Source organism: Pseudomonas fluorescens, assembly GCF_001307275.1.
GTDB lineage: Bacteria > Pseudomonadota > Gammaproteobacteria > Pseudomonadales > Pseudomonadaceae > Aquipseudomonas > Aquipseudomonas fluorescens_AA.
On record NZ_CP012831.1, the window covers coordinates 2591249 to 2615183 of the forward strand.

23 protein-coding genes are annotated in these 23935 nt (G+C 61.2%); 12 read left to right on the plus strand and 11 right to left on the minus strand.

The window, feature by feature from the left end:
* Positions 1-8 precede the first annotated feature (8 nt).
* From AO356_RS11440 to AO356_RS11470, 7 genes are all read right to left on the minus strand, one after another.
* Entirely contained in the window at positions 9-1622 is a 1614-nt protein-coding gene (locus tag AO356_RS11440) for an EAL domain-containing protein (protein ID WP_060743102.1), read from the minus strand.
* Between the two features lie 75 nt (positions 1623-1697).
* Positions 1698-2477, minus strand: a complete 780-nt coding sequence (locus AO356_RS11445; RefSeq protein WP_060739876.1) for an N-acetylmuramoyl-L-alanine amidase — start codon at positions 2475-2477, stop codon at positions 1698-1700.
* A gap of 103 nt (positions 2478-2580) precedes the next feature.
* Entirely contained in the window at positions 2581-4668 is a 2088-nt protein-coding gene (locus AO356_RS11450; RefSeq protein WP_060739877.1) for a GGDEF domain-containing protein, read from the minus strand.
* The gene (locus AO356_RS11455; RefSeq protein WP_060739878.1) at positions 4665-5543 is read right to left on the minus strand and encodes an endonuclease/exonuclease/phosphatase family protein; all 879 of its coding nucleotides are present in this window, start codon (positions 5541-5543) and stop codon (positions 4665-4667) included. The genes AO356_RS11450 and AO356_RS11455 overlap by 4 nt, the downstream gene beginning before the upstream one ends.
* A gap of 15 nt (positions 5544-5558) precedes the next feature.
* Positions 5559-6200 (minus strand): thiol:disulfide interchange protein DsbA/DsbL, encoded by a 642-nt coding sequence (locus AO356_RS11460; RefSeq protein ID WP_060739879.1) that lies wholly within the window; start codon positions 6198-6200, stop codon positions 5559-5561.
* 186 nt (positions 6201-6386) lie between these two features.
* Positions 6387-6998, minus strand: coding sequence for a c-type cytochrome (locus AO356_RS11465; protein WP_060739880.1), 612 nt, complete (start codon positions 6996-6998; stop codon positions 6387-6389).
* Positions 6999-7044: 46 nt separating this feature from the next.
* A complete protein-coding gene (locus tag AO356_RS11470) occupies positions 7045-7335 on the minus strand; it encodes a c-type cytochrome (protein WP_003196231.1) in 291 nt (96 codons plus the stop codon).
* Positions 7336-7526: 191 nt separating this feature from the next.
* On the opposite strand from AO356_RS11470, the gene yihA reads away from it, so the two are divergent.
* Positions 7527-8168, plus strand: a complete 642-nt coding sequence (gene yihA, locus AO356_RS11475) for a ribosome biogenesis GTP-binding protein YihA/YsxC (RefSeq protein WP_003196227.1) — start codon at positions 7527-7529, stop codon at positions 8166-8168.
* Between the two features lie 436 nt (positions 8169-8604).
* Here the strand turns inward: yihA and polA are convergent, their stop codons facing one another.
* A complete protein-coding gene (gene polA / locus AO356_RS11480) occupies positions 8605-11373 on the minus strand; it encodes a DNA polymerase I (RefSeq protein WP_060739881.1) in 2769 nt (922 codons plus the stop codon).
* A gap of 74 nt (positions 11374-11447) precedes the next feature.
* On the opposite strand from polA, the gene AO356_RS11485 reads away from it, so the two are divergent.
* Positions 11448-11735 carry a DUF2782 domain-containing protein gene (locus AO356_RS11485; protein WP_060739882.1) on the plus strand — a complete coding sequence of 96 codons (288 nt, stop codon included), beginning with the start codon at positions 11448-11450 and terminating at the stop codon, positions 11733-11735.
* A gap of 59 nt (positions 11736-11794) precedes the next feature.
* The gene (locus AO356_RS11490; RefSeq protein WP_060739883.1) at positions 11795-12745 is read left to right on the plus strand and encodes a homoserine kinase; all 951 of its coding nucleotides are present in this window, start codon (positions 11795-11797) and stop codon (positions 12743-12745) included.
* Between the two features lie 163 nt (positions 12746-12908).
* Here AO356_RS11490 and znuA read toward each other — a convergent pair whose 3' ends face one another.
* Positions 12909-13850, minus strand: a complete 942-nt coding sequence (gene znuA / locus AO356_RS11495; RefSeq protein ID WP_060739884.1) for a zinc ABC transporter substrate-binding protein ZnuA — start codon at positions 13848-13850, stop codon at positions 12909-12911.
* A gap of 66 nt (positions 13851-13916) precedes the next feature.
* On the opposite strand from znuA, the gene zur reads away from it, so the two are divergent.
* From zur to AO356_RS11515, 4 genes are read left to right on the plus strand one after another with little or no spacing between them, the layout of a single operon-like run.
* On the plus strand, positions 13917-14399 hold the full coding sequence (gene zur, locus AO356_RS11500) for a zinc uptake transcriptional repressor Zur (protein ID WP_060739885.1): 483 nt from the start codon (positions 13917-13919) through the stop codon (positions 14397-14399).
* Complete coding sequence (gene znuC, locus AO356_RS11505; protein WP_060739886.1) at positions 14399-15181, plus strand: zinc ABC transporter ATP-binding protein ZnuC; 783 nt, start codon at positions 14399-14401, stop codon at positions 15179-15181. Before zur ends, znuC begins: the two co-directional genes overlap by 1 nt.
* A complete protein-coding gene (znuB, locus tag AO356_RS11510; protein ID WP_003196213.1) occupies positions 15174-15962 on the plus strand; it encodes a zinc ABC transporter permease subunit ZnuB in 789 nt (262 codons plus the stop codon). Before znuC ends, znuB begins: the two co-directional genes overlap by 8 nt.
* Positions 15963-15999: 37 nt before the next feature.
* Complete coding sequence (locus AO356_RS11515; protein ID WP_060739887.1) at positions 16000-16713, plus strand: PA5502 family lipoprotein; 714 nt, start codon at positions 16000-16002, stop codon at positions 16711-16713.
* A 169-nt stretch (positions 16714-16882) separates the two neighbouring features.
* Here the strand turns inward: AO356_RS11515 and katE are convergent, their stop codons facing one another.
* Positions 16883-19021, minus strand: a complete 2139-nt coding sequence (katE, locus tag AO356_RS11520; RefSeq protein ID WP_060739888.1) for a catalase HPII — start codon at positions 19019-19021, stop codon at positions 16883-16885.
* A gap of 262 nt (positions 19022-19283) precedes the next feature.
* On the opposite strand from katE, the gene AO356_RS11525 reads away from it, so the two are divergent.
* From AO356_RS11525 to AO356_RS11540, 4 genes are all read left to right on the plus strand, one after another.
* A complete protein-coding gene (locus tag AO356_RS11525) occupies positions 19284-20291 on the plus strand; it encodes a methionine ABC transporter ATP-binding protein (protein ID WP_060739889.1) in 1008 nt (335 codons plus the stop codon).
* Entirely contained in the window at positions 20291-20965 is a 675-nt protein-coding gene (locus AO356_RS11530; protein ID WP_003196204.1) for a methionine ABC transporter permease, read from the plus strand. The genes AO356_RS11525 and AO356_RS11530 overlap by 1 nt, the downstream gene beginning before the upstream one ends.
* Positions 20966-21044: 79 nt before the next feature.
* Positions 21045-21818 (plus strand): MetQ/NlpA family ABC transporter substrate-binding protein, encoded by a 774-nt coding sequence (locus AO356_RS11535; protein WP_060739890.1) that lies wholly within the window; start codon positions 21045-21047, stop codon positions 21816-21818.
* A 249-nt stretch (positions 21819-22067) separates the two neighbouring features.
* Positions 22068-22439, plus strand: coding sequence for a DUF3800 domain-containing protein (locus tag AO356_RS11540; protein WP_081015347.1), 372 nt, complete (start codon positions 22068-22070; stop codon positions 22437-22439).
* A 93-nt stretch (positions 22440-22532) separates the two neighbouring features.
* Here AO356_RS11540 and AO356_RS11545 read toward each other — a convergent pair whose 3' ends face one another.
* Positions 22533-22892, minus strand: coding sequence for a DUF6124 family protein (locus AO356_RS11545; protein WP_060739891.1), 360 nt, complete (start codon positions 22890-22892; stop codon positions 22533-22535).
* 637 nt (positions 22893-23529) lie between these two features.
* Here AO356_RS11545 and AO356_RS11550 point away from each other — a divergent pair.
* Entirely contained in the window at positions 23530-23904 is a 375-nt protein-coding gene (locus AO356_RS11550) for a lysozyme inhibitor LprI family protein (RefSeq protein ID WP_081015348.1), read from the plus strand.
* The last annotated feature ends 31 nt before the right edge of the window (positions 23905-23935 follow it).

Below are 23935 nucleotides of genomic sequence, written 5' to 3' on the forward strand. Positions count from 1 at the left end.
GGGGCAACCTAGGCTTCATCATCAAGACGGCGCCCACGCAGGCGTCGGCCACGGGTGATCAATTCGATGAGTTGCACCGCGCTGAGGGCATGGGCGAACAGCCAGCCCTGGCCGAACCTCACCCCTTCGCTGCTCAAATAAGAGGCCTGGGCTTCATGCTCGATGCCTTCGGCGATCACCTTGAGCTGCAGCGCGTGGGCCATGCGGATGATGTGCGGGGCCACGCCGCTGCTAGCGGCATCGTGGCCCAAGGCGTCGATGAAGGCCTTGTCGATTTTCAGGCAGTCCACCGGCAGGGTTTGCAGGTAGGCCAGGCTGCAATAACCCGTGCCAAAATCGTCGATCAGCACCTGATGCCCGACGTCGCGCAGCGATTGCAGGTTATCCCGGGCAACCAACACGTCGATCAGCCCGCGCTCGGTCACTTCGAAGGCGATCTGATGCGCCGAGACCCGATGCAATGCCAGCAGGCGAGCGATCACTTCGCCAATACGCGGCACCATCACATCGCAGGCCGCCAGGTTCACCGAGATATACAGTTGTGGATTGGCCCGCAACAGCTGGCCCAATTGATCGAACAGCCGCTGCAGCACGAAATCGGTGATCTGGCGGATCTGCCCGGTGTTCTCGGCCATCGGGATAAACAAGTCCGGGCTGGTCAGGGTGCCGTCCGGTCGTCGCCAGCGCAGCAAGGCTTCGGCACCGACGCAGTTGCGGCTGTCCAGGTCGAAAATCGGCTGGTACAGCACCTGCAATTCACCGCGCCGGATGGCCCCGTGCAGCTCAGCATCCATGGACTGGCGATGGCGCGCCAGCAGAAACACCTGGAAACCAATCCCCAGGCCCAGCACCAGGCTGATGGGCAGCATCCACCAGGCATTGGCCGGGATCTTGAAACCGTTGCGCTGGGCGATCAGCACCAGTTGATATTCCGGGCTGTCGGTGGGCATCCGATAAATCAGCCGGGTCTGCGTCACCTGCAAGGCATTCTGGCTCTTCGGTGGCCAAGGCTCTGTGGGCGGCCAGTATTGTTGGGTGCCCAACACGGGAATGGCCCGCGTGCCATGATCCAGGACCACCAGCAGGCTGCTGCCCGGTGGCAGGTCGACCACGTCGGCCAAATGCCCCCGGGAGGTGGCGACTCGGAAATTGCCACGGCCCAGCATCAACGCAGCGCGGTCTTCGTTGGGTTCGGTGGTGGTATTGAGCCAATAGCTGTAGGTCGGGCCTCGAAGATCGGGCGGACGGGCCACCGACAGCCCGCTTTGGCGCGGACGATTGGAACAGACGCCGCTGCCATCGATGTACACCGCTTCATAAACGAAACGGTAATTGAAGCTGACCTCTCGCAAGGTCGCGATCATGTCATCGTCGCAGCCGCGCAACGGCTGGTTTTGCAGGTCGTCGAGGCTTTCCCGCAATTGCCCGAAAAGCTGTTCCAGCCGTTGCAGGAAGCGCTCGCCCTGGGCATTCATCTGATCACTTTCTCGCTGCTGGATCTGCTGCACGACCACAAACAGACTGCCCGTCAGCAGTAGGAAGGTACTCAGGGCAGCCGCCATCATCGCCAGGAACAGGGGGCGATGGAGCCAGCTCTGTAAGGTTTCGCGGGCAGCCGTCATCATGGGTAATCCGAAAGTTACCAATGAGTTATAGCTTCTGATTTGGATTTGGCCCGATTCGTCGGACGGGCGTCATTATTTTGTCTGGTTGAGCACCTGCAGAATCGCCGCGCTTTGCGGGTCCGGCATGCCATCGAAGCGGGTCGGCCGGTAGTGCATCTGAAACGCGGCCAGCACGTGGTGGGTGGCTACGTCCCATTCGCCGGTCTGGGGCGTCGGGTAGCCCAGACGGGCCAGCTCGGCCTGGAACCAACTGGCAGGCGGTAGCTGTGTTGCGAAGAAAACCTGCTGGCGTGCGACGGCCTGTTCATCCGGCCACACCCCCAGGCCCGCTTGCGCCAGACGCTTCCAGGGGAACAGCGGCCCCGGATCGAGCTTGCGCAGGGGCGCGATGTCGCTGTGGCCGATGATGCTGCGCGGGCTGATCCCGTTGCGCTGGATGATGTCCTTGAGCAAGACGGTCAAGGCCTGGACCTGAGCTTCGCTGTAGGGATACCAGAGGCGCCCGGTGGGCGTGTCGAGGAAACCCGGATTGACGATTTCGATGCCGATGGAACTGGAATTGAGCCAGGTCCGGCCTTCCCATTCACTTTCCCCGGCGTGCCAGGCGCGCCGGCTTTCATCCACCAGCTTGTAGATGGTCGCGTCTTTATCGTCGCCAATCAGGTAATGGGCACTGACTTCGCCATGGGTCAGCAGGGCCAGTGAACGCTCCAGGGACGCCGAGGTGTAATGCACCACCACGAATTGGATGCGGTTGTCATGGTTGACGGAGGGGTGACTGGTGTCGAACCGAGGGCCGCTGGTGCAGCCGGCAAGGATAAATAAAGAAACAATGAGCGAGAAAAATTTCATGGCGGAGGGCATTACGCGCTGGAAGTAATGCAACAGTGTAACGTATCGCCCCGCGATGATCCGGTGCGCGGGACGATATTAAACAAATTGGAACAATTAGCCCTCAGCCCAGCTCCACGCGGTTGCGTCCGGCATTTTTGGCCCGGTAGAGCGCCTGATCGGCTCTTTTAAGTACCAAATCGCTGTGTTCACCTGGCTTGAAAGCCGTCATGCCCACCGATACCGTCACCGTCACCGGTTCGCCCTTGAAATGAAACGGGCAGGCTTCGATGGCCAGACGCAGCGCCTCGGCCAGCTTGGCGCCAGCCGCCAGGGGGGTATCCGGCACCAGCAGGACAAACTCCTCGCCACCAAAACGCGCAATGAAATCGCCGCCACGCAGGCGTTTGCGCAGGACCGAGGCGATCAGCTTCAACACCCGGTCACCGGCCAGATGGCCGTAGTTGTCATTGATGCGCTTGAAATGATCGAGATCGAGCATGGCCAGCAGCAAGCTGTTGCCGTGCTGCTGCCACTGGACGACTTCATGCTCCAGACGCTCGGACCAGGCGGCGCGGTTGGGCAACCCGGTGAGCGGATCGACCAACGCTTTCTGCCGCTGTTCCTCGAGATTTTCCCGCACGACCTGGGCGTCCTGCTCCATCAGCGCGACACGATCGGCCAGGCTTTTGAGGCGCACCGAGACTTCCTGCTCGCGTTGATCACGTTGCCGGCGGTGTTGGTCCATTGTCCCGAGCAAGCCTTCGAGGTGATTCTCAAGCACCTGCTTGAGGCCTTCCAGGTCATCGGCTTGTTGCACGCTGCTTTGCAGGCCATCCACCTGTTCGCGAATCTGGGTGTCCATTTCCCGGGAGGCCGACAGGTTGTCGGCGTGGTCTTCACTGGCGGCCTGCAGGCTGCTCTGGAAGGACTCGAGACGATCATTGAGGCGTTGCAGGTACGCTTCGAATTCATGCTGGCCGGTGTCGGTGATGGCCAGCATCAGCACCGCCAGATCATCGAGGATCGGCAGCAGTTCGTACCAGTTCAAGCCATTTCGCAACCGCTCACCCATGGCCTCGGCTTGTGGTCGATGACGCTCGGGTAAGGTCAGGTCGCCCAACAGGCCCAGCAAAGTGTCTTCGATGTGCTTGGCGACCGAGCTGTAGGACGGTTCCGGCGAATCGGGCAGGGCGTATTGGGCATCAGCCAAATCGGCGGCGGCCAAAGGCTCGTCAGGCTCGGCTTCAACTGGAGGCGGCGAGGGGTCGGGGAGGGTCTGTGACACCTCTTCGGACATCAGCTCGTCGGGATTTTCCAGGGCGGGTGTCGCTACCGGGAGTTCGTCGGCGGCCACCGTCTGCAAGGGGGCGGGCTCGGCGGCTTCGTCCGGCTCGCTGATCGGCTTAGCCACTTCAGCGGCTGGTGCCGGAGCGGACGTCGGCGCAGGTTCGGTCTGCGGGGTAACCTGGCCGACCGGTTCGGGCGTTGCCTCCAGCGTGGGAGCTTGCTCCGCTACCGACGGGACGGTTGCTGGTGCTGGTGCTGGTGCTGGTGCTGGTGCTGGTGCTGGTGCGATGGATGCTGTGTGAACTGCCGGCTCAACGGCGACTGGCAGGGCCGTGTCTGCCAGAGGCGCCACGCTGGCCTGGGCAGGCTCGTGAGGCTGGGGCGTCGCTTCCTCATGGCCTTGGCCACCAAACAGCCGTTGCAGCAATCCGGGGCGGCTCGGTTCGACAGGGGCGTCCAGGGCACTCAGTGCCTTGCCTTGCAAACCGCTCAATTCGCTGAGCAGCAGCGGAATCTCCCGGGCCTGGCCGACCCGCTCTTCCAACTGCTTGGAAAATTTCTTCAGGGGCCGGCTGACTTCCTTCGGCAGCGGCAGGCTTTGCAGCTGGGCCACCAGGGCCGTCAATGCAGTGCTCATCTGCTCGATGCGGGTTTCGCGGCGCTGCTCGGAATCGAGTACGGCTTTCTCCAGACGCGGCAGCAGGGCGGCGAGGCCGGCGTCCATGTCATCGGTGCGCACCACCTCGCGCATCTCTTTCATGCATTGGTCGACGACCCGATCAGTGCCCTCGGCGGCCAGGGTGCTGCGCACCAGGCCACGACGCAGCAAGTCGAGTCGAGCATCCCAACGGCGCTCGAGCTTTTCCTGCTGTTCGATACTCTTGAGGTATTTCTCTCTCCAGCGTTCGGCTTCGTCGCTCATTCATCGGATCCGCGAGGGGCAGTACTCAGCGCGGGGAATGCATCGGCCGTGAGCGAACCCGGCAAACGAATTTCTACCGCGACCGGCAGGTGATCGGAAATGGGTTGGGCCAACACCTCGACACGTTCGAGGGTCAGGGTCGGGCTCAACAGGATATGGTCCAGGCAGCGCTGGGGGCGCCAGCTGGGGAATGTCGCTTCCAGTTGTGGTGCGAGCAGACCGAGATCGCGCAGGGGCGAGGTTTGCAGCAGGTCGGTGGCGTGGGTGTTCATGTCGCCCATCAGTATCTGGTGCTTGTAGCCGCCGATCAGCTCGCGAATGTACGCCAGCTGCATCGTCCGGGTACGCGCCCCGAGTGCCAGGTGCATCATGACCACGACCAGCGCTTCCGGACCTTCGCCAAAACGCGCAAGAATCGCCCCGCGCCCCTTGGGGCCCGGCAGCGGATGGTCCTCGATCGCCCAGGGACGCAAACGACTCAACACGCCATTGCTGTGCTGGCCGAGACGTCCGAGGTTGCGATTGAGTTGTTGGTACCAGTAGGGGAAGGCGCCCAATTGGGCCAGGTGTTCCACCTGATTGACGTAGCCTGACCGCAGGCTCCCGCCGTCGGCCTCTTGCAGGGCCACCAGGTCGAAGTCCTTGAGCAGGTCGCCGATTTTCTGCAGGTTGCCGGCACGCCCGGTGTGCGGCAGCAAATGCTGCCAGCCGCGGGTCAGGTAATGCCGGTAGCGTTCGGTGCTGATGCCCACCTGGATATTGAAGCTGAGCAGCCGCAAGCGGCTGTCGCCAGGCAGGCCCGTGGACGTGACATGGTGCTCGTTGACCCGTGGTTCATGCAGGCCAACGATGCGTTCGGTACTCCAGCGGGCCATGGGCGTGGGCCGCGCTTAGTTGGCGACAGCCTTGGTGGCCGCTCGCTCTTTGGCGATCAGTTGGTCGGCCAGTTGCAGCGCTTGTTCGGCCCCGCCGGCAGAGCCGATGTCAAAGCGATATTTGCCGTTGACGATCATGGTCGGCACGCCCGTGATCTCGTATTTCTTCGCCAGGTCACGGGCCTTCTTGATCTGGCCCTGGATGGCGAAGGAGTCGAAGGTGGCCAGGAACTTGTCCTTGTCCACGCCTTGGGTCGCCAGGAAATCGGCCATGTCTTGTTTGTCGGTCAGCTTCTTGTGTTCTTTCTGGATCGCGTTGAAAACGGCTGCGTGAACCTGGTGCTCGACGCCCATGGCTTCGAGGGTCAGGAACATCTGGCCGTGAGCGTCCCATGGGCCACCGAACATGGCGGGGATGCGAACGAAGTTAACGTCCGACGGCAGTTTCTCGACCCATGGGTTGATAACCGGTTCGAACGCGTAGCAATGCGGGCAGCCGTACCAGAACAACTCCACGACTTCGATCTTGCCAGGCGCTGCCACCGCAACGGGGTTGGTCAATTCGACATAGGGTGCGGCGGGCTTTTCAGCCGCTTGGGCAGTCATGCCGAACAGGCTGGCGGCGACGAGCGCGGCGCTGATGATCAGATTACGCATGCTTTACTCCTGGACAATGAGGGGGCCTCGCAAGACCTGCTTCTAAGACAGACCGTGGCGGGTTCAAGTTCTCTAGTGTAACGGCAGCGGCCACAAAAAAGGGCGGCCAAAGCCACCCTTTTGATGCTCGCATCGACAGATTAATCGAGCGTTAACGTTGCAAGAGGTGTATCCCCCTCAACGGCCTTAGTGCAAGCCCTGAATGTAGGCGGAGACTGCCGCGATATCTTCGTCGCTCAGCTTTTTGGCGATGCTCTGCATGGGCTTGGTGTCGCCATCGTTGGTCCGGCCGCCTTCTTCTTTACGGAAGTCGGCCAGTTGCTTGCCGACGTACTGGGCATGCTGGCCGCCCAGGTGTGGGAAACCGGCAGCCGCGTTGCCTTTGCCATCCGGGGAGTGGCAACCGGTGCAGGCTGGCAAGCCTTTGTCGAGGTTGCCGCCGCGGAACAGCGCTTCACCGCGAGCCACGAGTTTTGGATCGGCGGCGCCGACGCTGCCCTTCTGGCTGGCGAAATAGGCCGCGATGTCCGCCAGGTCCTGATCGCTCAGGTTGGTCAGCAGGCCGGTCATTTCCAGCACCGTGCGCTTGCCGGACTTGATGTCGTGCAGTTGCTTGTTCAGGTAACGCTCGCCCTGGCCCGCCAGTTTCGGAAAGTTGGGCGCCATGCTATTGCCATCCGGGCCGTGGCAGGCCCCGCATACGGCCGCTTTCGCCTGACCGGCAGCGGCATCGCCAGCGGCGTGGGCTACGCCGGATATCCCCAAGGTCAACAGCAGACTCACGATCAGTTTGTTCATCAGCTAATCCAACTACGGCTAAGGGTTAAAGAGTTATGGACCGGGTTTACTCGCTCATCCACTGGATGATGGCTCGGTAATCCTCGGCACTGCAGTCCATGCACAAACCACGCGGCGGCATCGCCTTGAAACCCTGGGTCACGTGTTGCACCAGCGTCTCCATACCTTTCGCCAACCTCGGCGTCCAAGCTTCCTGATCGCCCTTGCGGGGCGCCATGGGGAGTTGGCCGGAATGACAGGCACCACAAACACGGTTGTACACAGCTTCCGGATCCTGTGTAGCCTGAGCGCTGTAAAGCGGCATCAAGACACCGGCAGCTAGCAGCCATTTCGTCATAAAACGACCTTTTCAGGGTTGGGAACGAGCTGCGTTCTAATGCGCAATTTCGGTCGGTCGCTCCCGTGAGCTTCATCCTACGCTGGGACAAAGCGCACACAAAATCTGCGGCATTATATACTGGCGTCACTGAAACGGAAACGACACAGCTTGCCGCGTCCATTCCCGACGCCGCCCACATCGGAAATCCCATGCAACTGAAGAACCCCATCCTTGGCCTGTGCCAACAGTCCACCTTCATGCTCAGCGCCGCCAAAGTCGATCAATGCCCAGACGACGAAGGCTTCGAAGTGGCTTTTGCCGGGCGTTCCAACGCCGGCAAATCCAGCGCGCTGAACACCTTGACCCATGCGAGCCTGGCACGCACCTCGAAAACCCCGGGTCGCACGCAGCTCTTGAACTTCTTCAAGCTAGACGATGAACGGCGTTTGGTCGACCTGCCCGGCTACGGCTACGCGAAAGTACCGATCCCGCTCAAGCAACACTGGCAGCGCCACCTGGAAGCGTACCTGGGCAGCCGCGAGAGTTTGAAAGGCCTGATCCTGATGATGGACATCCGCCATCCGATGACCGACTTCGACCTGTTGATGCTCGATTGGGCGGTCGCCAGCGGCATGCCGATGCACATCCTGCTGACCAAGGCCGACAAGCTCACCTACGGCGCGGCGAAAAATACCTTGCTCAAAGTGCAGTCGGAAATTCGCAAGGGCTGGGGCGACGCGATCACCATCCAACTGTTCTCGGCGCCCAAGCGCATGGGCCTGGAAGAAGCCTACACGGTGCTGGCCGACTGGATGGAATTGGCGGACAAGGGCAGCGAAGAGGCCGAATAAGCCAAATCGCAGGCAAAAAAAACCCCGGACTTCTTATGGGGAGGGGGAAGTTCGGGGTCCAAGTTCCGGACCGCTAGGGCGGGGTCCAGATATCTGCCAACACTTAACACAACATAGGAGCATTGAAGGGCTTCACCAGCCATTCAGAATCTCTGAGTGGCGATTCACGGGTTTAGTTCAGATTATTTTTGGAAATAACCGTAGGAATTTTCCGAGCTAATGAGGCCGCACCTGGGTTTTCGGTGACTCAATGGAGCATGGGTGTCTGGGCCGACGCTATCGCGAGCAAGCTCGCTCCCACAGGGAATGGGTGTTGGGCTCGGTATTCGGCTCGACACAAAACCATTGTGGGAGCGAGCTTGCTCGCGATGACCATATTTCATTCCCCGCAGATTTATCAGCCGCCACAAGAGCCCTCGACCTCAGGGCTTGGGAATCAGTGCGCCTCGTCCCAGTTATTGCCCACACCCACTTCCACCAACAGCGGCACGTCCAGCGTGGCGGCGGTGCTCATGTGCTGGCGGATTTCTTCGCGCACCTGATCGACCAGGTCTTCACGCACTTCCAGCACCAGTTCGTCGTGGACCTGCAGGATGACCTTCGCATCCAGCCCGGACGCCGTCAGCCAGCGGTCCACGGCGACCATGGCTTTCTTGATGATGTCGGCCGCCGTGCCCTGCATCGGCGCGTTGATGGCGGTGCGCTCGGCGCCTTTGCGCAGGGCCGGGTTTTTCGCGTTGATGTCCGGCAGGTACAACCGGCGACCGAAAATGGTTTCGACAAAACCTTGCTCGGCCGCCTGGGCGCGGGTGCGTTCCATGTATGCCAGCACACCCGGGTAGCGAGTGAAGTAACGGTCGATGTAGGCCTGGGACTGCTTGCGATCGACGCCGATCTGCTTGGCCAGGCCGAACGCGCTCATGCCATAGATCAAACCGAAGTTGATCGCCTTGGCGCTGCGGCGCTGGTCATGGGTAACCGCGTCCAAATCGACGCCGAACACCTCGGCCGCCGTGGCCCGGTGCACGTCCAGGTCATTACGAAACGCATGAAGCAACCCTTCGTCCTTGGCCAGGTGCGCCATGATCCGCAGTTCGATTTGCGAATAGTCCGCCGCCAGCAGTTTGTAGCCTTTCGGCGCGACGAACGCCTGGCGGATGCGTCGGCCTTCGGCCGTGCGAATCGGGATGTTCTGCAGGTTCGGGTCGATGGATGACAGGCGCCCGGTCGCGGCGACGGCCTGCTGGTAATTGGTGTGGACACGGCCGGTGCGGCTGTTGATCTGTTCCGGCAGGCGATCGGTGTAGGTGCTCTTGAGCTTGCTCAGGGAGCGGTACTGCATCAGCACCTTAGGCAGCGGGTAATCCTGCTCAGCCAGCTCGGCGAGCACCGCTTCGGCGGTGGACGCCTGGCCCTTGGCGGTTTTGCTGAGCACCGGCAAACCGAGCTTTTCGTACAGGATCACGCCCAATTGCTTCGGCGAACCCAGGTTGAATTCCTCGCCGGCGATGGCAAACGCCTCACGCTCCAGCGCCACCAGTTTTTCGCCCAGCTCGACACTCTGTACGCCCAGCAGGTTGGCATCGACCAACGCCCCCTGGCGCTCGATGCGCGCCAGGACTGGCATCAGCGGCATTTCGATATCGTTGAGCACCGGCCCCAGGCTTGGCGTGGCGGCCAGCTTTTCCTGCAAGGCTTGATGCAGGCGGAAAGTCACGTCGGCGTCTTCGGCGGCGTAAGGGCCGGCCAGTTCCAGGGAGATCTGGTCGAAGGTCAGTTGCTTGACCCCTTTGCCAGCGATGTCCTGGAAATCGGTCTTGCTCTGGCCCAGGTACTTGAGCGCCAGGCTGTCCATGTCGTGGCGGGTCGCGGTGGAGTCCAGCACGTAGGATTCGAGCATGGTGTCGAAGGCAATGCCCTGGACCAGGATGCCGTTGTTCTGATCGCCACCGATGGCGCAGTTGGCCAGGATGTTGGTTTCGAACTTGGCGTGCTGGCCGATCTTGAGCTTGTTCGGGTTTTCCAGCAGCGGTTTGAGCGCCTTGAGCACCGTGTCGCGGTCCAACTGCTCCGGCACGCCCATGTAGGAGTGGGTCAGCGGGATGTAGGCCGCCTCGAAAGGAGCCACGGCGAACGACAAGCCGACCAGTTGCGAATGCTGGGCATCACCGCCGTTGGTTTCGGTGACAAAAGCGAACAGCGGCGCTTTGTCCAGTTTCGCCAGCCACGCCTCGAAGCGCGCCTGATCGAGAATGACCTCGTACTTGGCCTCGGCGGCGCCAGGCTGTTCTTCGGCCACTTCGACGATCTCCTGGCCGGCACGCTTGGCGTCCCGCTGGTTTTCCTCGAACCAGCTCTTGAACTCCAGCAACGTGTACAGCTCGGCCAGCTTCTCGTGATCGGGTGCGCCCATTTGCAGGTCGTCCAGGCCGACATCCAATGGCACGTCGGTCTTGATGGTCGCCAGCTCGTAGGAAAGTAACGCCATTTCCTTGTGCTCTTCGAGCTTGGCGGCCAGGGTCTTGGCGCCACGGATCGGCAAGGTGGCGACGATATCCAGTTGCGCGTACAGCTCGGTCAAGCCGCCATTGACGCCCACCAGCAGGCCGGAAGCGGTCTTCGGTCCGATGCCCGGAACGCCGGGGATGTTGTCGGACGAATCGCCCATCAACGCCAGGTAATCGATGATCTGCTCTGGAGCGACGCCAAACTTCTCCTTCACGCCAGCCACGTCCAGGGCGCTACCGGTCATGGTATTGACCAAGGTAATGTGCCCATCGACCAACTGCGCCATGTCTTTGTCGCCGGTGGAGATCACCACCGGGCGGTCGGCCGCCGCGCTGCTGCGGGCCAGGGTGCCGATCACGTCATCGGCTTCGACGTTGTCCACGCACAGCAGCGGGAAGCCCAGGGCCTTGACGCTGGCATGCAGCGGCTCGATCTGCACGCGCATGTCGTCGGGCATGCTCGGGCGGTTGGCCTTGTATTCGGCGTACAGCGCATCGCGAAATGTCCCACCCTTGGCGTCGAACACCACGGCGAACGGACTGTCCGGATACTGCTTGCGCAGGCTCTTGAGCATGTTCAACACGCCTTTGACCGCACCGGTCGGCAGGCCTTTGGACGTGGTCAGCGGTGGCAGCGCGTGAAAGGCGCGGTACAGATAAGAAGAACCGTCCACCAGGACGAGGGGGGCTTGGCTCATGAGCAGGATCAACCTTTTCGGCGGGTCCGGGGCTAGAATAGCGGGACCGTTGACGACAAAGGGACAAGGTTATCATGCGTACACTAAATCGCCTGTTACTGGCTGGCTTGTTTGCAATCACCCCGTTGGCCGCCATGGCAGCGGATGACGCACCCTCGGCGGACCCGGATGTCACCATCCGCACCGAAGGCGATAAAACCATTCAGGAGTATCGGCAAAACGGATTTTTGTACGCGATCAAGGTCACGCCCAAGAACGGCAAGCCTTATTTCCTGGTACGCGCCGATGGCACTGATGCAAACTTCATCCGCTCGGACCAGCCGGATATGCTGATCCCTTCGTGGAAAATCTTTGAGTGGTAGCCCCACTCTGCACTTCAACCGGCGCCCGCTGAAGGGCGCCCGTACTGGCAGTTTTAACCATGTCTGTGTTCACGCCCCTGGCTCGGCCCGAGCTGGAAACCTTTCTCGCCCCTTACGGGCTTGGCCGTCTGCTTGATTTCCAGGGGATCGCCGCCGGCAGCGAAAACACCAATTTCTTCATCAGCCTGGAGCAGGGCGAATTCGTCCTGACCCTGGTCGAGCGCGGCCCGGTGCAGGAAATGCCGTTCTTCATCGAACTGCTGGACGTGCTGCATGACGCCGACCTGCCGGTGCCTTACGCCTTGCGCACCACCGACGGCGTCGCGCTGCGGGAGCTGGCGGGCAAGCCGGCGCTGTTGCAACCGCGCCTGGCGGGCAAGCACATCAAGCAGGCCAACGCCCAGCACTGCGCCCAGGTCGGGGAGCTGCTGGCGCATCTGCACTTGGCGACCCGCGACAACATGATCAAGCGCAAGACCGATCGTGGCCTGGACTGGATGCAGGAGGAGGGCGCCAAGCTGCTCTCGCACCTGGATACCGCGCCGCGTCAGTTGCTGGAGGCTGCGCTGGATGAAATTTCGTTGAAGAAGGTAGGCATCCTGGCGCTGCCCCGGGCCAACATCCACGCGGACCTGTTCCGCGACAACGCGATGTTCGAGGGCACGCACCTGACCGGGCTGATCGACTTCTACAACGCCTGCTCCGGGCCGATGCTGTATGACGTCGCCATCGCCTTGAACGACTGGTGTTCGGATGACAACGGTGTGCTCGATGGCCCTCGGGCGCGAGCTTTACTGGGTGCCTATGCGGCGCTGCGGCCGTTCACCGCCGCCGAGGCCCAGCTATGGCCAACCATGCTGCGCGTGGCGTGCGTGCGGTTCTGGCTGTCGCGGTTGATCGCCGCCGAGTCGTTCGCCGGGCAGGATGTGTTGATTCACGATCCGATGGAGTTCCAGCAGCGCCTGGCGCAGCGGCAGACGGTTCACGCGTTGCTGCCGTTCGCCCTCTAAGTACCAATAGAAGGCTTTCGCCGAACGCTGCTTTTGTGGCGAGGGAGCTTGCTCCCGCTGGGGTGCGGAGCAGCCCCAAAATCTTGCGGTCGCTGCGCAACCGAGCGGGAGCAAGCTCCCTCGCCACAGGATCCATGTTCGGCAGGAGCGCGCGGGGCTGGGGTCATAGCGACTCCAGGCACCCCGCCAGATCATTCCCCAGCTTCTCCAACAACTGCTCATACCCTTGCGCCGTCGCCGGGGTATAACCGCCCAGTGCATCCAGCTCCGCCAGTTTCACCGGCAACCCGGCCACCAGGGTTTCGGCCAGGCGCGGGCGCAACGGCGGTTCGCTGAAGACGCAGGTCTTGCCCACCGCTTGCAAGCGCGTGCGCATCGCCGCCACATGCTGGGCGCCGGGCTGGACTTCGGCGGCCACGGCGAACACCCCGGCGTGCTTGAGGCCGTAGTTGTCTTCGAAATAGTCGAACGCTTCGTGGAACACGAAATACGGTTTACCCGCGACCCCGGCCAGACGCGTCTTGAGGCGCGCGTCCAAGGCGTCGAGACGCTGGTTGAAACCCGCGAGGTTGCTCTGGTAGCGGGCCGCATTCGCCGGATCCGCCGCGCTCAGGTCGGCCGCCATTTTCGCGGCGATCACCCGCGCATTGTGCGGCGATAGCCACAGGTGGGCATCCACGGTGCCGGGGCGGTGGTCGTGGTCGTGGTCGTGATCGTGCTCATCGCCGTCATGGTCATCGTCCTCGTGGGACGCGCTGTCCTGGGCGAAGTGACGCAACTTGAGCCCCGGCAGCGCCTGCACCGCGACCGACGGCAGCGTACGACCGTTCAACACGCGCGGTAGGAAACCCTCCATGTCCGGCCCAATCCAGTACAGCAGGTCCACCGACTGCACCTTGCGCACGTCCGATGGGCGCAATGCATAGTGATGCGGCGAAGCCCCTGGCGGCAGCAACACTTCCGGGATGGCCACGCCGTCCTGCACGGCGGCGGCAATCAACTGCAACGGCTTGATGCTGGTGAGGACCTTGACCTCGGCCTGGGCCGGGCCAATCAGTAGAAAACTTGCGACAAAAGCGACAAAGAGCGAAAAAAATCGGGACACGATGACCACTCGAAGAGGCGAGAACGGGTAACATAATAACGTCTCTCACTAAACTCGTCGCTGCCCATGCCTATTACGCCCCTTGCCAGTCGTCCCCACGATCACTCCCACTGCGTGCACACCGCGCTGTCCGAGGCCGACGCCATCTGCGCGCGCCAAGGGTTGCGCCTGACCGCCCTGCGTCGGCGCGTGCTGGAATTGGTCTGGCAAAGCCACAAGCCGCTGGGCGCCTACGACATCCTGGCCGTGCTCAGCGAACAGGACGGCCGCCGTGCCGCGCCGCCAACGGTCTATCGGGCGCTGGATTTCCTCTTGGAAAACGGCCTGGTGCATCGCATTTCGTCGCTGAACGCCTTCGTCGGCTGCAACCATCCGGAGCACGCCCACCAAGGCCAGTTCCTGATCTGCCGCGAATGCCACGCCGCCATCGAGCTGGAACAGAAGTCCATCAGCGATGCCATTATCGCCAGCGCCCAGGAGGTCGGCTTCGTGGTCGACACCCAGACCGTCGAGGTGGTCGGTCTCTGCTCCGGCTGCCAGGGGGCCTGATGAGCAATGCGTTGATCCGTCTCGAGCAGGTGGCCGTGACGTTCGCCGGGCAGAACGTGCTGGACAACATTCACCTGAGCGTCGAGCCGGGGCAGATCGTGACCCTGATCGGCCCCAATGGCGCCGGCAAGACCACCCTGGTGCGCGCCGTGTTGGGTTTGCTCAAGCCCGACAGCGGCAGCGTCTGGCGCAAGCCCAGGTTGCGCGTCGGCTACATGCCGCAAAAACTTCACGTCGATCCGACGCTGCCGCTGTCCGTGCTGCGCTTCCTGCGCCTGGTGCCGGGCGTGGACCGCGCACGGGCCTTGGCCGCGCTCAACGAAGTCGGTGCCGAACAGGTGATCGACAGCCCGGTGCAAAGTGTCTCCGGGGGCGAGATGCAACGCGTGCTGCTGGCCCGCGCCCTGCTGCGCGAGCCTGAACTGTTGGTGCTCGACGAGCCGGTACAAGGCGTCGATGTGGCGGGGCAGGCCGAGCTGTACAGCCTGATCACCCGCCTGCGCGACCGTCACGGCTGCGGCGTGCTGATGGTGTCCCACGACCTGCACCTGGTGATGAGCACCACCGACCAGGTGGTCTGCCTCAACCGCCACGTCTGCTGTTCCGGGCACCCTGAGCAGGTCAGTGGCGATCCGGCCTTTGTCGAGCTGTTCGGAAAAAACGCACAAAGCCTGGCGATTTATCACCACCACCATGACCACGCCCATGACCTGCATGGCTCGGTGGTCAGCGCCCCTTCCGCTTCCAATCATGTTCATGGAGATGGCTGCAAGCATGGCTGATTTTCTGTTGTACGCCCTGCTCGCAGGCCTGGCACTCGCCCTGGTCGCCGGCCCCCTGGGTTCGTTCGTGGTCTGGCGGCGCATGGCCTATTTCGGCGACACCTTGTCCCACGCCGCCTTGCTCGGCGTGGCCCTGGGGTTTCTGCTGGATGTCAGCCCGGCGGTAGCAGTGACCGTTGGTTGCCTGTTGCTGGCGGTGGTCCTGGTGACCCTGCAACACCGCCAGCCGCTGGCGTCCGACACGTTGCTGGGCATCCTCGCGCCGAGCACCTTGTCCCTCGGGCTGGTGGTGCTGAGCTTCATGCATGACGTGCGCATCGACCTGATGGCCTATCTGTTCGGCGACCTGCTGGCGATCAGTCCGACGGACCTGTCGTGGATCCTGGGCGGTAGCGCGGCGGTGCTGCTGTTGCTGGTGGCGCTCTGGCGACCATTGCTGGCCGTCACCGTGCACGAAGAGCTGGCCCGGGTCGAAGGCTTGCCTGTACTGGGTTTGCGACTGGCGCTGATGCTGCTGATTGCGGTGGTCATCGCCGTGGCGATGAAAATCGTCGGTGTGTTGCTGATTACGTCATTGCTGATCATCCCGGCGGCTGCGGCACAGCGTCACGCCCGCTCGCCCGAGCAGATGGCGCTCGGCGCGAGCCTGCTGGGCATGCTCGCGGTGTGTGGCGGCCTGGCGCTTTCCTGGTTCAAGGACACCCCGGCCGGCCCGTCGATCGTGGTCAGCGCCGCGGCGTTGTTTCTGCTGAGTTTTGTCCTGCCTCGTCGAGGGGTGTAGACTTGCTCGCTTTTTGCGCAAATAGAGAGTCGCAGGAATGAAGCCGTTCGCCTCCCGTTATCTGCTCCTTGTCGCATTTTCCCTGCTGCTGGGCGCTTGCCAGAGTACACCGCCGGTCACCCAGGCTCCCGATACGCGGGGCCCGGCCATCGCGCAGCTCGAGCAAAGCCTGGCCAGCAATGAGCTGGCCACCGCTGAAGACCAGCTGGCCGCCTTGCAAGCCCAGTCGCCCGAAGACCGGTCGCTGGAACCCTACCAGCGGCAATTGGCCGAGGCGTATTTGCGCCGCAGCCAGATCGACTTGCAAAAAGGCGACGTAAACGCCGCCGCCACCGCCCTGAGCCGTGCCCGGGCGTTGATGCCCAAGGCCCCGGCCCTTACCGGCGAGGTCAACAGCGCCATCGCCGAAGCCCGCAAGGCCGACCTGGAAAAAGCCGAGGCCGACCTCAAGGCCGCCGAAGCCAAACCGGTCGCCAAGGTGATCGACCCGAGCGCCCCCAGCACCACGGTTGCGCTCAACCTCGCCGATATACAGCAAATGCGTCGGCAACTGGATGCCATTGCCGCGGATGTGGTGAATTACCAGTGCGACGTAAGCATTCAGGCGCCGCGCACCGATGATTATCCGTGGTTGGCGACGTTGCTGACCAAGCGGGTCAAGAAACTTGATCCCGGGTTTGATCTGAAGCTGCAGAAGCAGATTGTGCGCAGTGTGCCGGCGCAGATCGTGCTGACTCCGCGCAAACCCTAAAAGCACCGCGGGCAAGCCTTGCTCCCACAGGGCAATTCCCACAGCTCAATGTGTTCCCTGTGAGAGCTGCCCCCATAGGTCAATATCTTCCCTGTGAGAACTGATCTGTGGGAGCAAGGCTTGCCCGCGATAGCGTCCGATCAAGCAACCAAGCTCTTTCAGACACTCATCAAGCCGGAATCGCCTTCGCCTTAGGCTCCCGCGCCCACACCCGATGCTGGGCAATCGCGTCGAAGAACGCCTGGAACTTGCCAGCATCCACGTCAGGAATCAGCCCCGCATCCGCCTCCAGTTTCAACAACACCAGCAACTGCCGCGCTTCGCCATTCAGAGCGATGGCCTTGAGGTGCTTATAGGCTTCCAGCAAGTAATGCAGGGCCACGCCGTCGGTACTCAAGGCCTTGATCGACTCCGCGCCACCCGGCACGAACACCGCATCAAAGGCAATAGACGGCAACCCTTCCATGGACGCATCCACCGGTAGCGTTTTCCCATCAGCGGTGGTCACTGGCGCAGAAGTCGGCCCCAGCACCTTGGCGTGGGCGCCCTTCGCTTTCAAAGCCTTCTTGAGCGCATCGATGATCGCCCCATCGACGCCGTTAGCCACCAGCACGGCCACTTTTCGCGTCTTGATGTCCCCAGACAGCAGGTTCGCCTGACTCAAGGCCGGGGATTGCTTCAGCGAGGGTTTCGGCACATCGACGGTGCCGGCGGTGGGGGCGGGCAGGCCCAGGTTTTTCGCCACCCGCGCGGCCAGTTCCAGATCGATGTTGGCCAGGATCTCGTTGACCTGCCGCGCCCGGATGAACTCACGCTCTACCTTGCCCAGCTCGAAGCTGTAGGCCGCGATGATGTGCTCTTGCTCGTGGGCGCTCATGCTCTTGTAGAACAAGCGCGCCTGGGAGAAATGGTCGGAGAACGACTCACTGCGCTGGCGGATCTTGTAGGCATCGATGCGCTCTGGATAACTTTCGAAGCCGCCATCTTCCGGGCCAGGTGGGGTTTCCTTCGGCCAGCCACCATCGATGGAGTTCGGCTCGTAGGAGGTGCGGCCCTTGTCGATGGTGGTGCGGTGCATCGCATCGCGCTGACCGTTGTGCACAGGCGTGATGGCACGGTTGATCGGCAGCTCATGAAAATTCGGCCCACCGAGTCGGCTGATCTGCGTATCGGTGTAGGAAAACAGCCGACCTTGCAGCAATGGGTCGTTGGAAAAGTCGATGCCCGGCACGATATGCCCGGGGCAGAAGGCAACCTGCTCGACTTCGGCGAAGAAGTTGTCCGGGTTACGGTTCAACACCATCTTGCCCAGGGGTGTGATGGGCACCAGCTCTTCAGGGATGATCTTGGTCGGGTCGAGCAGGTCGAAGTCGAACTTATGCTCGTCTTCCTCGGCAACGATCTGCACGCCGAACTCCCATTCCGGGTAGTCGCCCATCTCGATCGACTCCCAGAGATCGCGACGGTGGTAGTCCGTATCCTTGCCGGCCAGCTTCTGGGCTTCGTCCCAAACCAACGAGCAGGTACCGACTGTTGGCCGCCAATGGAATTTGACGAAGCTGCTTTTGCCTTCGGCGTTGATCATGCGAAAGGTGTGCACACCGAAGCCCTGCATGCTCCGCAGGCTTTTAGGAATGGCCCGGTCGGACATCGCCCAGATCACCATGTGCGCCGATTCCGGCACCAGCGAGACGAAATCCCAAAACGTGTCGTGGGCTGAACCGCCCGTAGGGATTTCATTGTGGGGTTCGGGCTTCACCGCGTGGACGAAGTCGGGAAACTTGATCGCATCCTGGATGAAAAATACCGGCATGTTGTTGCCCACCAGGTCGAAGTTGCCCTCATCGGTGAAGAACTTGACCGCAAAGCCACGAACGTCCCGCACGGTGTCGCCGGAACCCCGTGGACCTTGCACGGTGGAAAAACGCACGAACACCGGGGTTTTCTTGCTCGGGTCCTGTAGGAAACCAGCCTTGGTCAGCGCCGAATGCGCTTCATAGCTCTGGAGGTAGCCATGGGCGCCGGTCCCACGGGCGTGAACGATGCGTTCCGGGATGCGTTCATGGTCAAAATGCGTGATTTTTTCACGCATGATGAAGTCTTCCAGCAGCGACGGGCCCCGGGCGCCGACCCGGAGGGTGTTCTGGTTATCGGCGATCTTCACACCCTGATTGGTGCGCAACGCCTGTTCGGTGGCATCGGAGCGGAACTGTTCCAGGCTTTCGAGCTTGGCGTTGGTGTTGCCGCGATCCAGGGTGTCGGTCCCGGCCAGTTGGCTCTTGTTGGCCGTGGGTTTTTTGGTACTCATCAGGCATAACTCCTCTTTGCGATCCCGGAGGCCAGGACTCTTGAGTTCGATACCGCAGGTTCCGTACCCGGGCATTTTCGAGTGGCTTAATGAGTGACCCATGCCGTTTGGCCGTGTTCCTTTTTTATGGCCTTTGATCGCGTTATTGCCAAATGACTGGTCTGATCGCAAATAAATGCTAAGAACCTCTATACGGACAGGCTAAAATGCGCGCCCGGCTAACCGCTGATCCTTTTCCAACGCGCCCCACAAGGTTCGCTACGTGATCGAGTTTCAAGACGTCCATAAAACCTACCGGGTCGCCGGTAGGGATATCCCCGCCCTGCATCCGACCAGTCTGACGATTGAGAACGGCCAGGTCTTCGGCCTGATTGGCCATTCCGGTGCGGGAAAAAGTACCCTGCTGCGCCTGATCAATCGCCTGGAAGACTCCACTGGCGGCAAGATCATCGTCGACGGCGAAGAAGTCACCGCCCTGGACGCCAGCGGTCTGCGCCGCTTCCGCCAGCAAGTCGGGATGATCTTCCAGCACTTCAACCTGCTGGCGTCCAAGACCGTGGCCGACAACGTGGCGCTGCCACTGACGCTGGCGGGTGAATTGTCCCGCAGCGAAATCGACCAGCGCGTCGCCGAGTTGCTCGCCCGCGTCGGCTTGTCCGACCACGCCAAGAAGTACCCGGCGCAATTGTCCGGCGGCCAGAAGCAGCGCGTCGGCATCGCCCGCGCCCTGGCGACCAAACCCAAGATCCTGCTGTGCGACGAGGCCACCAGCGCCCTCGACCCGCAGACCACCGCCTCGGTCCTGCAACTGCTGGCGGAAATCAACCGCGAGCTGAAACTGACCATCGTACTGATCACCCATGAAATGGACGTGATCCGCCGTGTTTGCGATCAAGTGGCGGTGATGGACGCCGGTGTGATCGTCGAGCAAGGCCCGGTGGCCGAGGTGTTCCTGCACCCCAAGCACCCGACCACCAAGCGTTTCGTCCAGGAGGACGAGCAGATCGACGAAAGCGAACAGCGCGACGATTTTGCCCACGTGCCCGGACGCATCGTGCGTCTGACGTTCCAGGGCGACGCGACCTACGCGCCATTGCTCGGCACCGTCGCCCGGGAAACCGGTGTGGACTACAGCATCCTGGCCGGTCGTATCGACCGCATCAAAGACACCCCCTACGGGCAACTGACCCTCGCCATCACCGGCGGTGACATGGAGGCGGCGTTCGCCCGCTTCACCGCGGCCGATGTCCACATGGAGGTGCTGCGCTAATGGAACTGTTGAGTTCGTTCTTCTCCAACATCGACTGGCTGGAAATCTGGCTGGCCACCGGCGACACCTTCCTGATGCTGTTCGGTTCGCTGCTGTTCACCGTACTGCTCGGCTTGCCACTGGGGGTGTTGCTGTTCCTCTGCAGCCCGCGCCAGTTGCTTGAGGCCCGCGGTGTGTACGCGCTGCTGTCGCTGATCGTGAACATCCTGCGTTCGCTGCCGTTCATCATCCTGTTGATCGTGATGATCCCGTTCACGGTATTGATCACCGGCACCTCCCTGGGCGTGGCCGGCGCGATCCCACCGCTGGTGGTCGGCGCGACACCGTTCTTCGCCCGCCTGGTGGAAACGGCCCTGCGCGAAGTCGACCGCGGCATTATCGAAGCGACCCAGGCCATGGGCGCCACCACGCGGCAGATCATCGTCAATGCCTTGCTGCCGGAAGCCCGTCCAGGCATTTTTGCAGCGATTACGGTGACAGCGATTACGCTGGTGTCCTACACGGCCATGGCCGGTGTGGTCGGCGCCGGTGGCTTGGGCGACCTGGCGATCCGCTTCGGCTACCAGCGTTTCCAGACCGATGTGATGGTGGTCACGGTGGTGTTGCTGCTGGTGCTGGTCCAGGTGCTGCAAACCGTGGGCGACAAACTGGTTGTGCATTTCTCTAGAAAATAAGGCCTCGCGGCCAATAAACCATGAGCCGGCCATTCGCTGGCAGGCGCCGAGAGCAGGCGCCTCACAAGGAGTTAGCTGAATGAAAAAACTACTGGTTGCCTTCGCTGCCGCCGCAGCGTTTTCCGCCCACGCCGCCGACACCCTGACCGTCGCCGCAACGCCGGTGCCGCACGCGGAAATCCTCGAATTCGTCAAACCGGCCCTGGCCAAAGAAGGCGTCGACCTGAAGGTCAAGGTCTTCACCGACTACATCCAGCCGAACGTACAGGTCGCGGAAAAGCGCCTGGACGCCAACTTCTTCCAGCACCAGCCGTACCTGGATGAGTTCAACAAGGCCAAGGGCACAAACCTGGTGAGCGTGGCCGGTGTGCACCTGGAACCCCTGGGCGCGTACTCCAGCAAGTACAAGAAGCTCGACGAACTGCCAGGCGGCGCCAACGTGGTGATCCCGAACGACGCTACCAACGGCGGCCGTGCGTTGTTGCTGCTGGCGAAGGCTGGGGTGATCAAGTTGAAGGATTCGAGCAACATCCTGTCGACCACCAAGGACATCGTTGAGAACCCGAAGGACCTGAAATTCCGTGAGCTGGAAGCGGCGACCATTCCGCGGGTACTGACCCAGGTGGATCTGGCGTTGATCAATACCAACTATGCGTTGGAGGCGAAGCTTGATCCTTCCAAGGATGCTTTGGTTATCGAAGGTAGCGACTCACCGTATGTGAACATCCTGGTGGCTCGTGAGGATGACAAGGACAGTGAGGCGATGAAGAAGCTGGTTGCTGCGCTGCATACGCCGGAAGTGAAGGCTTTTATTCTTGAGAAGTACAAAGGCGCGGTTTTGCCGGCGTTTTGATCTGATCGGGTGGTGAAAAAACGGGGCTGCGTGGGAATGCAGGCCCGTTTTTTTTTGCTCGGAAATATGCGGCGTTAAGGAAAGGCCCTCAAGATCATGGGCATCCATCAACGTGATTGACATAGCGATTGTCCCGCAACAATACTTATCCCAACGCATGAGGGGTGACTCTCGTGCCTACCTTCCGAGGCCCGCTTGAGAGAAATCTCTGCGGGCTTTCGTGTTTCTATGGCAAGGAATCCGGTCACTATGACGCATTACGTCGTGTACCTGGACAAATTCGGGCACGTCGGCCAGTACGTCTCACGTCACCATCCAAGGTACAAAACCCATCCCGCTTTCGGATTTGCTGGCCTGATTCTTCCGGCTACCGAAAGCCACTTGTTCCAAACCATCCAGTGCGCCGACTGGATCTGCGGCCTTATCGGGCGCCTGACAGCCTTGTTGGTTGCACCTGATGAATATCCGGAATTGGAACCGTTCGACAAGTATTTTTCAGATCGTATCGCCAAAGTCACAATGCCCAGCAGCGGCCTAGAACATCAGAAGACCGCTGAGGTACCCGCCGAGCGGGCCGGAGAGGCCATACCCGACGCAACTGGTGCCCTCGCAGGCAACTAATGTCCCTCATGATTGTTGTTCCCTTGAAACAAGCACAAATAAAGCAAACCCGACACGGGTGCCGGATTTGCTTTTTAAGAGGATGCTTACCCGCTATCGCGGATCAACGTTATCCAACACCCGATTCGCTAGCAATGAACTCAATTCGATCAATTGCTGGATACCGAGAGCAATATGACGGCGGGGGCCTTCCAGGTCGAAGGCGAGGTTGCTGACCATCGCGTCGGCTGCCGCCAGGGTTTCGGTGAGGTTTGCGAGAAGGGATTCGTTGTCGGCGTTTTTTGCGACGGTGAAGAGCTGACCCGGTTGGGACGTATCTTCTGATTTTTCCGGTTTTGGTAGCAGGTAGTAATCCAAGGCGCGATTGGTGACTTCGTCGTGCTTTTTGGCCTTGGATTTGGTGTGCGGGGAAGTACGGTCCGCCTCTGGCGGATTCGGTGTAGGTTTGAACATGTACTAAGTCCTATAGGTGAAGCCGCAACCCTCTAGCTACTAAACAAGGGGAGGCAGCTGTACGCAGGTTAGTAGACCGGGGACTTAGCAAGCCGGCGCGCCCGAAGGCGCCCTGCGCACAACCGCCATCAAATACAGGCATGGAGACGCCTGTCTGACGGAGCTAATGCACCTACTAAATACCTCGGGCTACTAAACCCGACCACTGATGGGCAGTGGCAGGGAAACGATAGAACCCGGGGACAAGGCGCACAAGCGGGCGGATTCTGGCGTAGTTGTAGGCAAAGGCGCAAGGTTGGGTAGCCTGGTGGAAGGGTTGGGGTTGGAGGATAAACAGGTTGCGTTTATTACCTGTAGTTCGGGGATAGAGGGGTGCTTGCGAATGGGCGGCGTGGCTGGTGGGGTTGGTCTGTAGGAATGTATTTGGCTGGTTTGGGGGGTAGAGGAAGTGGGGGCAGTCGCTCGGCGGGAGCGATGCAGCCTTTTTCAGCAATCACTTGCTCCCACCCCCCTATCAGCATTTGCCCATTGTTCGGGCCGAATGAACCTTAGGATCTGCTTCATTGTTCAACAACCCTCATGATAAATTCCCCGCCGCGACCTCTAATCAATAGAGGGCATTCAGGGAGAGAAGTAAGTGATCAAGTCTTTGTTGGTTGGGGCATTTCTGGCAATGGCATCAGCATCGGCATCGGCGATGAGTTGCGATAACCCTAGAAACGCCTATGACAGAACCTATTGCGCGTCGCTGAAAATGGTTCAGTCGGATCAGGAAATCAACGAGCAGTACAAGAAGACGATGAGTGCCCTGAACCCGGATCAAAAGAAAAAAGTGAAAGCCGCTCAGATCCAGTGGATCAAAAATCGTGACAGCGCCTGCTCCAACGATGGCCTGCTCTACTTGGACTGTGCCAATGAGAAGACCGAGGCGCGTATCGTCATACTCAAAGCTGTCGAGCGCGAGTGCCGTGCTGCCGGTTGTGACGACGCCAAGCTGTCGCAAGTCGAGTAACCCGTAAACATTGAGCACGTCGGGCTTGCCC

Excerpts from the sequence above, each read along its gene's own strand:
- AO356_RS11450 (WP_060739877.1), bottom strand. The coding sequence starts at position 4,668 with ATGAGCGACGAAGCCGAACGCTGGAGAGAGAAATACCTCAAGAGTATC.
- AO356_RS11485 (WP_060739882.1), top strand. The coding sequence starts at position 11,448 with ATGCGTACACTAAATCGCCTGTTACTGGCTGGCTTGTTTGCAATCACC.
- AO356_RS11445 (WP_060739876.1), bottom strand. The coding sequence starts at position 2,477 with ATGAAATTTTTCTCGCTCATTGTTTCTTTATTTATCCTTGCCGGCTGC.
- zur (WP_060739885.1), top strand. The coding sequence starts at position 13,917 with ATGCCTATTACGCCCCTTGCCAGTCGTCCCCACGATCACTCCCACTGC.
- AO356_RS11540 (WP_081015347.1), top strand. The coding sequence starts at position 22,068 with ATGACGCATTACGTCGTGTACCTGGACAAATTCGGGCACGTCGGCCAG.
- znuB (WP_003196213.1), top strand. The coding sequence starts at position 15,174 with ATGGCTGATTTTCTGTTGTACGCCCTGCTCGCAGGCCTGGCACTCGCC.
- AO356_RS11465 (WP_060739880.1), bottom strand. The coding sequence starts at position 6,998 with ATGAACAAACTGATCGTGAGTCTGCTGTTGACCTTGGGGATATCCGGC.
- AO356_RS11470 (WP_003196231.1), bottom strand. The coding sequence starts at position 7,335 with ATGACGAAATGGCTGCTAGCTGCCGGTGTCTTGATGCCGCTTTACAGC.
- katE (WP_060739888.1), bottom strand. The coding sequence starts at position 19,021 with ATGAGTACCAAAAAACCCACGGCCAACAAGAGCCAACTGGCCGGGACC.
- yihA (WP_003196227.1), top strand. The coding sequence starts at position 7,527 with ATGCAACTGAAGAACCCCATCCTTGGCCTGTGCCAACAGTCCACCTTC.
- polA (WP_060739881.1), bottom strand. The coding sequence starts at position 11,373 with ATGAGCCAAGCCCCCCTCGTCCTGGTGGACGGTTCTTCTTATCTGTAC.
- AO356_RS11460 (WP_060739879.1), bottom strand. The coding sequence starts at position 6,200 with ATGCGTAATCTGATCATCAGCGCCGCGCTCGTCGCCGCCAGCCTGTTC.
- znuC (WP_060739886.1), top strand. The coding sequence starts at position 14,399 with ATGAGCAATGCGTTGATCCGTCTCGAGCAGGTGGCCGTGACGTTCGCC.
- AO356_RS11515 (WP_060739887.1), top strand. The coding sequence starts at position 16,000 with ATGAAGCCGTTCGCCTCCCGTTATCTGCTCCTTGTCGCATTTTCCCTG.
- AO356_RS11535 (WP_060739890.1), top strand. The coding sequence starts at position 21,045 with ATGAAAAAACTACTGGTTGCCTTCGCTGCCGCCGCAGCGTTTTCCGCC.
- AO356_RS11530 (WP_003196204.1), top strand. The coding sequence starts at position 20,291 with ATGGAACTGTTGAGTTCGTTCTTCTCCAACATCGACTGGCTGGAAATC.
- AO356_RS11490 (WP_060739883.1), top strand. The coding sequence starts at position 11,795 with ATGTCTGTGTTCACGCCCCTGGCTCGGCCCGAGCTGGAAACCTTTCTC.
- AO356_RS11455 (WP_060739878.1), bottom strand. The coding sequence starts at position 5,543 with ATGGCCCGCTGGAGTACCGAACGCATCGTTGGCCTGCATGAACCACGG.
- AO356_RS11440 (WP_060743102.1), bottom strand. The coding sequence starts at position 1,622 with ATGACGGCTGCCCGCGAAACCTTACAGAGCTGGCTCCATCGCCCCCTG.
- AO356_RS11545 (WP_060739891.1), bottom strand. The coding sequence starts at position 22,892 with ATGTTCAAACCTACACCGAATCCGCCAGAGGCGGACCGTACTTCCCCG.